The following is a 12,688-nucleotide window of genomic DNA, read 5'->3' on the forward strand; positions in this document are numbered from 1 at the left end:
AGTATCGCGGACAAAATCTCGGCCTCAAAATAACGATTGCGTGCGACATTCTGTACAAACCGTCATGTTTGCTCGCTGCGAAAACGCGAGTACGCATCTCCGTTGATGTCTTCGCCAACAAGATCCGTGCGCTCGGAATTGATCGTGCTTGATTTGCGAGCTCGCCAGCGCAAAGCCCGACCTTCACAAGAATCCTCTCGTCAGCATGATCGCGGTGCTCATGCTGTTGCTGCGCGAGACCCAGAAGCGGTTGGTCGAGATGAAGTCGGACTGAGCTCGATAGGCGCATTTCCCGCCAGGCTGCTGTCGCCGCTAAGTCCGGGCGCTATGGTACGCAATCCTGCTCCGTCAGACTGGCGGAGCCATGCTGTCAGGGGCAAACTCGGTCGGCAGGCCGTCGATGCTCTTCATGTTCTTCAGGCCCCAGTATTTTCGTAAGTTGTTGATGCCCTGCGCCGTCCAGTAGCGCACGAGGCTGCCACGCTCCTGCTTGTAGTCGAACAGCGGCACGCCCATGCCGCACGACGTCTGCACGAGGTCAACCGAGAGACGTACGATCTGGCGGGCGCCTGCAACTTCCTCGAACTTCGGAACGAGATCGGCATATTCCGGCGTGCCGCGCATGAGCGATCGACCCTGGCCATAGAGCCGCAGGATCATCGGAGGGCCCTCGAAGGCGCAAAACATGATGGTCAACCGCTTGTCGTGCGAGGCGATCAGGTGCGCGCGGGTCTCGGTGCCGCTGCCGGTGCAATCGAGATAGGCGACGTCATTCTCTCCGAGCACCCGGAATGATGACAGGCCCTTGGGAGAAACGTTGATGCGCCCCTTCGGCGGCGCACTGGCGACGAAGAAGATCTTCTGCCGCTCGATGAAAGCCGCGTGCTCCGGTTCGATCCCAGCGAATTGCTTGCCCATGCCCGTCCGTCCTTTGCGCAGCGACGAAGTCGAGGTAGGACTAGCCCGCCAGAGACGCCCGTTTAAGCACACATATTATGCTGGTATAAATACCACCATGAAACGACATGCCGCGATCGCCCCGGCTCTTTCGCTCAGCACATTCCTGCGAGCGCTCCGCCAGCGCCAGTCTCCGGTGGAATTCGGTCTCGCCGCCGGACCACGCCGGCGCACCCCCGGCCTCCGGCGCGAGGAGGTCGCTCAGCTGTGCGGAGTGAGCGTCACCTGGTACACCTGGATCGAGCAGGGGCGCGACGTGTCCGTCTCCGCCGCGACACTGGCGCGCCTCGCCCGCGGATTGCGCCTGTCACGCGCCGAGCGCAGCTATCTGTTCGAGGTTGCGGGCAAGCGCGATCCCGAGCGGCCGGGCAGCAGGGACGATCCACCCGATCGGGTGCTCGCCTGCGTCGACGCGATCAATGGTCCCGCCTACATCCTCGACCGCGCATGGAGTGCGCGTCGCTGGAATGCGAAAGCGTCCCGGCTGTTTGCGGGATGGCTCGATACAGACGGCGAAAAGAACCTCCTGCGCTACATCTTCCTCAGGCCCGAGGCGCGAGCCCTCATCCTCGACTGGACGTCCCGTGCGCATCGCGTCGTCGCAGAGTTCCGCGCCGCGGTGACAGGCTATTCCGACGATCCGGATATCCGCCGGCTCGTGGATGAACTGAGAATTGGAAGCTCCGACTTCGCGCGCTGCTGGGAGACACAGGGGGTTTTGGCCCGCGAAGGGGGCGAACGCGCGTTCAATCATCCGACCATGGGACTGCTGCACTATCAGCAGGTGTCGCTGTCTCTCGCGGGCTGGCCCGACTATCGACTGACGATGCTTCTGTCTGCACCCACCGCGCGCCATCGATGAGCGCGTCGTTCAGGCTGTGACTGCGCCTTCACGCCTCCGCATCGCAGCTCTGGGCCTGCTGAGGTTGCCACCCGCCCCCTCGATCATGTAACCCCGCACAAGACTCCTCGGACGGAACGCTCATGACCACGGCCGCCAACCACGCGGGCATCGCCACCCGCGCGCTGATCTTTGCGCTGCTCGCGCTCGCCTGCGGCCACATGCTCTCGACCTTGCTGCGCACCATTCCGGCCGTGAGCCTCGACCTGATGGCGGCGGATTTCCACATCGAGCCGCAGGCGCTGGCGAGCCTCACGTCGATCTATCATTTCGCCTTTGCGGCGGCGCAGATCCCGGTCGGCGCGGCGATGGACCGGTTCGGCGTGCGGCCGGTGTCGCTGAGCCTGCTCGCCGGGACCGTGTTCGGCGCGGTGGCATCCGGGTTTGCGACGGGACCGGAAAGCTTTGCCGTCGGGCAGCTGCTGCTGGGCATTGCCACCTCGGGCATGCTGATGTGCCCGATGACGCTGGCGGCCAAGCAATTGTCGCCGGGCCGCTTCGGGCTGTGGTCGGGCGCGATCCTCTCGATCGGCAATATCGGCATGCTGCTGTCGGCGAGCCCGCTCGCCTTCGTGGTCGACAATTGGGGCTGGCGCGCGGGGTTCTGGATTTCCGCAATCGGCGGCGTCGTGGTGGCGCTCGCGGTGTTTGCGCTGGTGCCGAACCAGCCGGCCGAGCACAAGGACGAATCCTCGCCGCTGGCGCAGATGATCGAGGTGCTCAGGCTCGGCCTCTCCCGCCCCTTGCGCGGCCTGATCGCGCTGGCGCTGGTGTCGCTGGCAACCTCGCTGGTGCTGCGCGGCCTGTGGGGCGGGCCGTGGCTGATGCAGGTCAAGGGCTTGTCGCGGGTCGAAGCCGGCAACCAGCTCGGCGCGTTCACACTGGCGATGATCGCAGGCCCGCTGTGCATCGGCATGATCGACCGCAGGCTCGGCCGCCGCCGCGCGCTGGTGGCGGGCTCGCATCTCGCCGGGGCGGTGCTGCTGGCGTTGATGGCGTTGGGCGCACCGCATTACGCGGTCTCCACGCTGTTCGGCGTGCCCGTGATGCCGCCGCAATTCGATCTGGTGCTGTTCGTGCTGATTGGCCTTGCGACCTCCGCCCAGCCGCTGCTGTTCGGCATGTCGCGGCAGCTGGTCGACGCACAAACCGCGGGCAAAGCGCTCGCGGCCATCAATCTCGCCTTCTTCCTCGGCGCGGCCTTGATGCAGTCGGTCACCGGTGCGGTGGCGGCGCTCGCAGGACTGCCGGCGGTGCTGCTGTTCATGGCTGCCATGCTGGCGCTCGGTGTGCTGATCTTCTTGGCTTACACCTCGCCGAGCTCATAGGATGACGCGCCCCGCCCGCCAAAGGAATCATTCATGCCCGTCGACACCAAAGCCGCCACCGATCGTCTCATGCGCTTTCTCTCGGTCGAGGGCGTGACCGGACAGGAGGCGGCGATCGGGCGTGAGATTGCCGCCGCGCTGAAGGAAGCGGGCGTGCCGGCGAAGGCGATCCGGCTCGACGATGCCAACACGCGCATTCCGGTGCCGACCGAGACCGGCAACCTGATGGTCGACCTGCCCGGCCGCGGCGCGCTGCACAACCAGCCGCGTATCATGTTCATGACCCACATGGACACCGTGCCGCTGTGTGCCGGTGCCAAGCCGAAGAAATCCGGGCGCAAGATCGTCAACGAGGCCAAAACCGCCCTCGGCGGCGACAATCGCTGCGGCTGCGGCGTGCTGGTGACGCTGGCCGCCGAGCTCGAAAAGCAGAAGCTCGATCATCCGCCGATCACGCTGCTGTTCTGCGTGCGCGAGGAGAGCGGGCTCTACGGCGCGCGCCATGTCAAGCTGGAGGAGCTCGGCGCGCCGGTGATGGCCTTCAATTATGACGGCGGCTCGGCCTCCAATGTCGTGATCGGCGCGGTCGGCGCAGATCGCTGGACCGTCGAGATCTTCGGCCGCGCCTCGCATGCCGGCGTCGCGCCGGAGCGCGGCATCTCCGCGACCATGATCATGGCGCTCGCGCTTGCGGATGTGAAGAAAGGCGGCTGGTTCGGCAAGGTGGTGAAGGGCAAGAAGCAAGGCACCAGCAATGTCGGCCCGGTCACCGGCGGCGAGGGCCGCCCCGCGGGCGATGCTACCAACGTCGTCACCGACTACGTCCATGTGCGCGGCGAATGCCGCAGCCATGACGGAAAGTTCTTCAAGGAGATCACCAAGGCCTACAAGGCCGCGTTCGAGAAGGCGGCGAAGAAGGTGATCAACGCGCAAGGCAAGTCCGGCAAAATCAAGTTCAAGGCCGAGACCGACTATTATCCGTTCCGCATGAAAGAGAGCCTCCCCGTGGTCAAACGCGCGATCGAGGCGGTCTCTGCAGTGGGCGGAACCCCAAACGTGCGCGCCGCCAATGGCGGTCTCGATGCCAACTGGATGGTCCGTCACGGTATTCCGACCGTGACTTTCGGTGCGGGCCAGAACGAGGCGCATACGGTCGACGAATGGATCAATCTCGACGAATACGACCGCGCCTGTGCGCTGGCACTGCAACTCGCGACGATGCGGTGAGTAGCCTTGCGCGATGCGCGCTTGCCGGGCGGTGCGCATCGTCCTAGCCTGCAAGAAAAAAGCAGGAAGGAACCATGGCGCGCATCGCAACGACCGAGACCGGACTCTACCGGATCCCCCTCCCCATTACGCTCTCCGACTCCACCCATGGCGAGATCGCCGCGTTCGAGCTGATCACCTGTCGCATCCGTGATGCCGATGGCGCCGAGGGCGTCGGCTACACCTATACGGTCGGCCGAAATGGCGGAGCGACAGCCGACATTCTCAAGCGCGAGATCCCGCCGCTGGTCGAAGGGCGCGAGGCCGACGACACCGAGGCGATCTGGCATCACGTCTGGTGGGGGCTGCATTATGGCGGCCGCGGCGGGCCGGCGGTGCTGGCGCTCTCGGCGCTCGACATCGCGCTGTGGGATTTGAAGGCGCGGCGCGCCAAGCTGCCGCTGTACCGCCTGCTCGGCGGCTTCGATGCGCACGTGCCGTGCTATGCCGGCGGCATCGACCTCGATCTCTCCGTCGATGCGCTGCTCAAGCAGACTGACGGCAACCTTGCCAAGGGATTTCGCGCCATCAAGATGAAGGTCGGCCGGCCCGATCTCAAATCCGACGTCGCAAAGGTCTCCGCGATGCGACAGCATCTCGGCGACGGATTTCCGCTGATGGCGGATGCGAACATGAAATGGACCGTCGAGGAGGCGATCCGGGCCGCGCGTGCTTTCGTTCCCTATGACCTCACCTGGCTGGAGGAGCCGATCATTCCCGACGACGTCGCAGGCCACGCGCGCATCATGCAGGCTGGCGGCGTGCCGATCGCGGCGGGCGAGAACCTGCGCTCGCTGTGGGAGTTCAAGAACTACATCGCATCCGGCGCGGTGTCCTATCCGGAGCCCGACGTCACCAATTGCGGCGGCGTCAGCGCGTTCATGAAGATCGCGCGGCTGGCGGAGGCGTTCAACCTGCCGGTCACCAGCCACGGCGCGCACGACATCACCGTGCATCTGCTCGCGGCCTGCCCGAACCGCTCCTATCTGGAGGCGCACGGCTTCGGGCTCGACAAATATATCGAGCATCCCCTGGTGCTGAAGGACGGGCTTGCGCTGGCGCCTGATCGGCCCGGGCATGGCATCGGTTTTGACTGGAAGGGGCTGGCGAAGCTGGCGGGCTAGCGGGCTCACCTCTCCCGCTTGCGGGAGAGGTCGGCGCGAAGGGCCGGGTGAGGGTTCTTTCCTCTTGAGGAATCTCACTGCGGAGACAACCCTCTCCCCACCCCTCCCCCCGCAAGCGGGGGAGGGAGCGCACCTTCTCCGGGGCTTGCACCGAACGACATTGCTGCACGCGAGCCATTCCCCTTCGCAGGATGCGTCGGCCCGACAATCCGTTATGGTGTCGGCAACCAACCCTTGCGAAAGACTCCACCTTGCCCCCCGAACTCCACCAGAAACTGACCGCGTGGCGCCGGCACCTGCATGCCCACCCCGAATTGTCGCTCCAGGAAAAAGCCACCGCCGCCTTCGTGCAGGACAGGCTCACCGAGCTCGGCATTCCCTTTGAGGCTGGCATCGGCGGGCATGGCATCGTCGCGACCTTGACGCGCGGGCACGCACAAAGCCGGGTCGGCCTGCGCGCCGATATGGATGCGCTGCCGATCACCGAGGACACCGGCCTAGCCTACGCTTCAAAGACATCAGGCGTGATGCATGCCTGCGGCCATGACGGCCACACCGCCTCGCTGCTCGGCGCAGCAGCGCTGCTCGCCGCCGACACCGACTGGAGCGGCACGGTCGATTTCATCTTCCAGCCGGCCGAGGAAGGATTTGGCGGCTCGCGCGCGATGGTCGCGGCGGGGCTGTTCGACCGTTTTCCGATGGAACGGATATTCGGCTTTCACAATTGGCCCGGCCTTGCCGCCGGTACCATCGCGGTCCATGACGGCGTCGTCATGGCCTCCGGCGGGCGCATCACCATCACCATCGAGGGTCATGCCGGCCACGCCGGCATGCCGCATCTGACGCGCGATCCGGTGGTGGCGGCCGGGCACTTGATCGTGGCGCTGCAATCGGTCACCTCGCGCGGCGTCGATCCGCTCGACACTGCCGTGCTGTCGCTGTGCACGATCGAAGGCGGTACCGCGCCGAACCAGATCGCCGGACGCGTCACCATCCGCGGCACGCTGCGGTACCACCGCGAGGCGGTCAAGGGCACCATCCTCGACGGCATCGAGCGTACCTGCGCCGGAATAGCGACCAGCTTTGGCGTCAAGGTCACGCCCGAGATCGTCATGGGCGTCGGCGTCGTGATCAATACGCCGGCCGAGGCGGAGCTCGCGCGCATCGCCGCGGAGAAGGTGCAGGCGCCCGTGCGGCGCGACCTTGCGCCCAGCATGGCCGGCGAGGATTTTGCCCACTATCTGCAGCAGCGGCCGGGCGCCTTCGTTTGGATCGGCAATGGCGAGTTGCGCGAAGGCGCCGAGCTGCACGGCCCGCGCTACGATTTCAACGACGCGATCCTGCCGGTGGCGTCGAACTGGATGGCGGAGGTCGCCAAGACGGCGCTGGCCTCGAACTAGGGCGTGTACTCCTAAATCCGGGGATGTCCGCTTATCCCCCAATAGCGGCGCAGGAGCGGACATTGCACGAGGTCCGAGAAGGGCCCAAGAAGAGACATTGTGCCAATCCTGGCGCGATGAATATCGCTGTGGACCCCGCAATCAGTTCGCTGGCGATTTAGCGTTTAGGCGTGACCGGCGGAATGGGAATATTGTCAACACGCTAGACCCTTTCTCAGAAGCTGCATATGAAGTAGAGTTCCCGTATTTGGCAACTATTTTTTTGGAGTGGCAGATGAGGTTTGTCGTTGGCGCTCAAAAGCAGATTTCAACTTTCATCTCCCATAGTGCGGAAAATAATGATGAGGCTCAGTACTACGAAATGCTGCTAACGAATGCTGGCTTTTCGGCGTTTCAATACAGCCACGGTCTCCACTTCGGAGATCGAATGAGCGTATTAAGAGACAAAATCCAAGAGTGCAGTTTTTTTATTCTCGTGGTCAGTGATTACTCGATCAAATCGGAGTGGGTTCAACGCGAGTTGGGTTTAGCTGTGTCGCTGCAGCAGCGAAACAGCGGCTACCGACCGATCATCATTCCGCTCTATGCGGCAGGTGGGCGCAGCTGGCAAAGAGAAGGGCGTCCAATTCATTTCGCCACGCGAGATTTTGACACCGGGAAATTGGCTGAACCGTTTAGCCTATCGGACATCCGTGGCTTGGATAAGCACGCCAGTCCAATCGCGGACAGCGATGACAAGCTCGTTTCTTTAATGAAACCACATGTGCTCGTAACGAGACTCGACTTCAATGACGTAGCGACATTCGACGATACGGGTGTGTTCGATCTGTATGAAGATATCTTCCCAGAAATCGAACAAGACGATCGCGACGATATTATTCGTTGGGTCTTGCGCACTGATCTCGGGCAGAAAAGGCGTTTCGTACTATCTGGAAAAACAGAGCTTTCATACACACTTGACTCTCGCTATTTCATTTTGTGTCTTGCTGATCGAGCTATTGGTCTTGGATTTTTTACTTACGACCACTCCAGCAAACTGATCTACGGAAACTATATTGCGGTACAACAGTGCTGGCGTAGTGGCGATATTGCGCATGCATTCTTCGATGAGATCATGAAGATTCTCGAGGAGCTATTCCCGAAATATCAAGGGATGGTTTTTGAGGTTGAGAGATTTCTAAAAGCCAAGATCGAGAAAATAGTATCGGAACTGGAAGGCCAAAAATCAGGCTCAAAATCCCTACCGATGCAAGATCGCGACGATCTAAATGAAATTCGAAAATTCTTGAGAGTTGCGTGGTACTACAAATTGGACTGCTACTGCTTCTTCGATCGAGCGATCGACGAGCCCATGGTCTGTCGCTCTCCGAGCCTTGACCCGAGCCACACTCGGCACGATTGGGCTCGAGATGAGGAAGACTATTGGATTATGTGGTATCAGCGGCCTGGATCAATGCTTGATCATTCGACGGCGAAGGAACTGTGGGTAAAGGCAGTCAACAGCATCTATCTTGAAATTCTCGCTAAGTCACTGTCCGAGGGCTATGCGGAGAACGGCCAAGAATACTGGAACTACGCTGCAGCTATTGTGGAGAAAACCCTAAGACAATCGGAAACGAAAGACATCGTGTTCAAGAAATATCTCGATCGCAAAGATAGTCCGCTACTTCGCCGACTGACAAAGCTCAAGCTTCATCTGCCGATCTGATTACGTCAGCGTACTCATAGACGCGACAGCAGTGACGAGAACGCCATGTCGTTCAGGGTCCAATATTCCGATTGAGCAGAAAACTTCTGCTTGGACCCAAAGCCGACATCTGTGCCTTTATGAGTACACGCCCTAGCTCACGAGATTTCCCGCGGCAGCTTCCAATCCGGTCGCGGCTCGCAAACCTCGTCCACCCGCTCGACGTGATATCCGGCGGGCAACAGGTGGCCGCCCTCCTCGTCGGCGACCGGGACGTCGGTCACGAGGCCCTCGATCAAGGCGGCTTCCCACACCTCCTTCTCGGTTGGAAAGGGATTGCCGATCTGCTTGTTGCCTTCGAACAGCGCGTACATCGGTTCCGGTCCTGCGTTGATCCTCACGAGCAACGTATCGGCCGCACGGACGTTCCCTCTGGCAAATGGCAACGGATGGCACGTGAGCGATGGCGCGCGTTCTGATCGGAACCTCCGGCTGGCACTATGCCTCCTGGCGAGGCCCGTTCTTTCCCGAGGACGTGACGCTGAAGCAGCAGCTGCGCTACTACTCCGGGCAGTTCGATACCACCGAGCTGAACGGCGTGTTCTACCGCACACCGACCCCGGAGGCGGTGAAAGGATGGCGCGAGCAGACCGGCCGCGACTTCGTCTTCGCCTGGAAGGCATCCAAATTCATCACGCACTGGAAGCGTCTGTCGGACCGCTCCGTCAACAGCCTCGAACTGCTGGAGGACCGCATCTCGCGGCTCGGCGGCAAGGCCGGCCCGATCCTGTTCCAGCTGCCGCCGCAATTCGAGGCGAACGCGGACCGGCTGGCGTCCTTCTTCAAGCTGTTGTCACGGAGGCGGCGCTACAGTTTCGAATTCCGGCATCCGAGCTGGTATCAGCCGCGCATCCTGCGGATGCTGGCCGACGAGAACATCTCGCTGTGCCTGTCCGATCATCACGATGCGCCGGCACCATGGAAGCGTACGGCGGATTTCGTCTATGTGCGCGGACACGGGCCGAGCGGGCGTTATCACGGGCACTACACCAAGGCCATGCTGACGCAATGGGCCAAGCGCATCAAATCATGGAAGCGGCAGGGCTGCGACGTCTACGTCTATTTCGACAATGACCAGAAGAGCGCAGCGCCGGCCGATGCAAAGGCGCTGAAGCAATTGCTGTAGCGCGCGAGCGCCGGCTCCCCGCGCATCTCGGCCGTCCCCCAACCAAACAAACGGAACCCCGCTGATCGCACGCCTCCCGGGCAGCCGCCTCAGCGCGCTTGACGCATGATGTCCGGAAAGGTCTAATGGACGCTGAGAACAATTGTTCGCATTCCGAACACCATCCAATCGGGCAGAGCGGGCTCACAACACCGCGTCCGCGTCACCAGAGGAAACGTCAACGATGCAAGCCATCCTCACCGGCGAGAGCACGCTCATCGTCACGATGATTGTCGCCTACATCGCCTTTACCTCCTGGCTCACGCTCAAGCTGCGCAGCCGGACCAGCGACCAGTTCATGACCGGCGCGCGCGCAATGCCGGCCATCGTGGTCGGCGTGCTGATGATGTCGGAATTCGTAGGGGCCAAGTCGACCGTCGGCACGGCGCAGGAGGCCTTCCAATCGGGCATCGCGGCAGGCTGGGCCGTGCTCGGCGCCTCGATCGGCTTCTTGCTGTTCGGGCTGTTGATGGTGAAGAAGCTCTACAATTCCGGCGAATACACCATCTCGGCCGCGATCGCGCAGAAATACGGCAAGTCGACCATGCTCACGGTATCGGTGATCATGATCTACGCCCTGCTGCTGGTGAACGTCGGCAATTACGTCAGCGGGGCGGCCGCGATCGCCACTGCGCTCCATGTCAGCCTGCCCGTCGCGATGTGCATCATCGCATTGGTCAGCACCTTCTACTACGTATTCGGCGGCTTGAAGGGCGTCGCCTGGGTGACGATCCTGCACAGTGCCATCAAGGTCGTCGGCATCCTCATCATCTTTGCGGTGGCGATGTCGCTGACCGGCGGGATTGCGCCGATGCAGGCCAAGCTGCCCGCCCACTATTTCAGCTGGGACGGCAAGATCGGCTTTGCGACCATCTTCGCCTGGACCTTCGGCACGGTCGGCGCGATCTTCTCGACGCAGTTCATCGTCCAGGCGATCTCCTCGACGCCGAGCGCCGACGACGCCCGCAAGGCGACCTTCTATGCCGCCGCGTTCTGCCTGCCGCTCGGCATCCTCCTCGCACTGATCGGTGTCGCCGCGAAATTCCTCTATCCCGACATGAACAGCCTCTACGCCCTGCCGGTGTTCCTCGAGAAGATGCCGCCGCTGGCCTCGGCCTTCGTGACCACCTCGCTCGTCGCCTCGATCTTCGTCAGCGTCTGCACGGTGGCGCTCGCGATCGCCTCGCTCGTGGTGCGCGACTTCTACGTTCCATACTGGAAGCCGACGCCGGAGCGCGAGCTGAAGATGACCCGCGTGTTCTCGGTGCTGATCGGCATCGTGCCGCTGGTGTTCGTCTTCTTCGTTCCGGAGATCCTCAAGCTGTCCTTCTTCACGCGCGCCCTGCGCCTGTCGATCACGATGGTGGCGATGATGGGCTTCTATCTGCCGCTGTTTGCCAGCAACCGGGGCGCCACGGCCGGGCTGATCGGCGCGGCGGTGTCGACCACGGCCTGGTACCTGCTGGGCAACCCGTTCGGCATCGACAACATGTACGTCGCCGCCGTGACGCCGTTGATCGTGATGGCGATCGAGCGCCTGGTGCTGGGCCGCTCGCCCACCGCCCCGGCGGCGCAACCCAACGCTCTGATGGAAAGGACCTCGACATGATCCCCGACATGGAGATCGTCGCCGATGGCGTCGTCCGCCCGGTGGCCGATGATCCCGAGCGGTTCGACGCCTTCATTCCCTCGCCTTGCGTGCAGAACCACGCCGCCAATCTCATGCCGCTCGCGGGCGGCGATCTGGCTTGCGTCTGGTTCGGCGGCACGCAGGAGGGTATGTCGGATATCTCCATCTATTTTTCACGCCTATCCCGAGGCGCGACGCGGTGGTCGCCTGCCGAAAAGCTCTCCGATGACACGGGACGTTCGGAGCAGAATCCGGTGCTGTTTCCCTCTCCCGATGGCACGCTGTGGCTGATGTGGACGGCTCAGCTCGCCGGAAACCAGGACACCGCGCTGATCCGCCGCCGCCTCTCGCGTGACAATGGCAAGAGCTGGGGCCCGATCGAGACGCTGTTCCCGGAGCAGCGCGGCCGCGGCGCCTTCATCCGTCAGCCGGTCGTCGTGCTCGACAATGGCGACTGGCTGCTGCCCGTGTTCTATTGCCACAGCACGCCGGGCCGGAAATGGAACGGCGACGAGGACACCAGCGCGGTGAAGATCTCGTCGGATGCCGGCGCGACCTGGCGGGACGTCGACGTCCCCGGCAGCCGTGGCTGCGTGCATATGTGCATCGCGCGCCTCGACGACGGCTCGCTGCTCGCGCTCTATCGCAGCCGCTGGGCGGACAGCATCTATCAGAGCAGGTCCGCGGACCACGGCCGCACCTGGTCGGCGCCGGTTGCGACCGCGCTTCCCAACAACAACTCATCTATCCAGTTTACGCGGCTCGTGAACGGCCATCTCGCACTCGTGTTCAACGACTCGAGCGCCAATGACGCAACCGGGCGTCGGCTCTCGCTCTATGACGAAATCGAAGATGATCTGCCACCGGTTCTTGCCGCCGACGGCAGCACGGCGAACGGACGCACCGCATTCTGGGGCGCGCCGCGGGCACCGATGACGCTGGCGGTCTCGGCCGACGGTGGACGGAGCTGGACCAGGCGCAACGTCGAGACCGGCGACGGCTATTGCATGACCAACAATTCGCGCGAGCAAAGCAATCGCGAGCTATCCTACCCCTCCGTCAAGCAGACCGCCGACGGCGCGCTCCACATGGCGTTCACCTTCCACCGCCGCGCCATCAAATATGTGCGCGTGACCGAACCATGGGTGACGCGCGCCGCCCGGGACTGAG

At 62.8% G+C, this 12,688-nt stretch carries 12 protein-coding genes; 10 read left to right on the plus strand and 2 right to left on the minus strand.

The window, feature by feature from the left end; genetic code table 11:
• Positions 1-148: 148 nt before the first annotated feature.
• Positions 149-274 (plus strand): hypothetical protein, encoded by a 126-nt coding sequence (locus P6U29_RS29855; protein ID WP_407113941.1) that lies wholly within the window; start codon positions 149-151, stop codon positions 272-274.
• A 74-nt stretch (positions 275-348) separates the two neighbouring features.
• Here the strand turns inward: P6U29_RS29855 and P6U29_RS29860 are convergent, their stop codons facing one another.
• Positions 349-918 (minus strand): pyridoxamine 5'-phosphate oxidase family protein, encoded by a 570-nt coding sequence (locus tag P6U29_RS29860; RefSeq protein ID WP_407113942.1) that lies wholly within the window; start codon positions 916-918, stop codon positions 349-351.
• Between the two features lie 97 nt (positions 919-1,015).
• On the opposite strand from P6U29_RS29860, the gene P6U29_RS29865 reads away from it, so the two are divergent.
• The 6 genes from P6U29_RS29865 (at position 1,016) to P6U29_RS29890 (ending at position 8,684) form a co-directional block, all read left to right on the plus strand.
• A complete protein-coding gene (locus P6U29_RS29865) occupies positions 1,016-1,819 on the plus strand; it encodes a helix-turn-helix transcriptional regulator (RefSeq protein WP_407113943.1) in 804 nt (267 codons plus the stop codon).
• Between the two features lie 122 nt (positions 1,820-1,941).
• Complete coding sequence (locus tag P6U29_RS29870; RefSeq protein WP_407113944.1) at positions 1,942-3,186, plus strand: MFS transporter; 1,245 nt, start codon at positions 1,942-1,944, stop codon at positions 3,184-3,186.
• Between the two features lie 33 nt (positions 3,187-3,219).
• Positions 3,220-4,413, plus strand: a complete 1,194-nt coding sequence (locus P6U29_RS29875) for a M20/M25/M40 family metallo-hydrolase (RefSeq protein ID WP_407113945.1) — start codon at positions 3,220-3,222, stop codon at positions 4,411-4,413.
• A 74-nt stretch (positions 4,414-4,487) separates the two neighbouring features.
• On the plus strand, positions 4,488-5,576 hold the full coding sequence (locus tag P6U29_RS29880; protein WP_407113946.1) for a mandelate racemase/muconate lactonizing enzyme family protein: 1,089 nt from the start codon (positions 4,488-4,490) through the stop codon (positions 5,574-5,576).
• Between the two features lie 251 nt (positions 5,577-5,827).
• The gene (locus P6U29_RS29885) at positions 5,828-6,976 is read left to right on the plus strand and encodes an amidohydrolase (RefSeq protein ID WP_407113947.1); all 1,149 of its coding nucleotides are present in this window, start codon (positions 5,828-5,830) and stop codon (positions 6,974-6,976) included.
• Between the two features lie 274 nt (positions 6,977-7,250).
• Complete coding sequence (locus P6U29_RS29890; RefSeq protein WP_407113948.1) at positions 7,251-8,684, plus strand: toll/interleukin-1 receptor domain-containing protein; 1,434 nt, start codon at positions 7,251-7,253, stop codon at positions 8,682-8,684.
• A 137-nt stretch (positions 8,685-8,821) separates the two neighbouring features.
• Here the strand turns inward: P6U29_RS29890 and P6U29_RS29895 are convergent, their stop codons facing one another.
• Positions 8,822-9,037: a hypothetical protein gene (locus P6U29_RS29895; protein ID WP_407113949.1), complete on the minus strand. Its 216-nt coding sequence runs from the start codon at positions 9,035-9,037 to the stop codon at positions 8,822-8,824.
• Between the two features lie 89 nt (positions 9,038-9,126).
• On the opposite strand from P6U29_RS29895, the gene P6U29_RS29900 reads away from it, so the two are divergent.
• The 3 genes from P6U29_RS29900 to P6U29_RS29910 all read left to right on the plus strand — a co-directional run bounded on the left by P6U29_RS29900 (position 9,127) and on the right by P6U29_RS29910 (position 12,687).
• Positions 9,127-9,849: a DUF72 domain-containing protein gene (locus P6U29_RS29900; RefSeq protein WP_407113950.1), complete on the plus strand. Its 723-nt coding sequence runs from the start codon at positions 9,127-9,129 to the stop codon at positions 9,847-9,849.
• A 223-nt stretch (positions 9,850-10,072) separates the two neighbouring features.
• A complete protein-coding gene (locus tag P6U29_RS29905; RefSeq protein ID WP_407113951.1) occupies positions 10,073-11,497 on the plus strand; it encodes a sodium:solute symporter family protein in 1,425 nt (474 codons plus the stop codon).
• A complete protein-coding gene (locus tag P6U29_RS29910) occupies positions 11,494-12,687 on the plus strand; it encodes an exo-alpha-sialidase (protein WP_407113952.1) in 1,194 nt (397 codons plus the stop codon). Before P6U29_RS29905 ends, P6U29_RS29910 begins: the two co-directional genes overlap by 4 nt.
• Position 12,688: the final 1 nt, after the last annotated feature.

Source organism: Bradyrhizobium sp. LMG 9283 (assembly GCF_045571415.1).
In the GTDB taxonomy this organism is placed as follows: domain Bacteria; phylum Pseudomonadota; class Alphaproteobacteria; order Rhizobiales; family Xanthobacteraceae; genus Bradyrhizobium.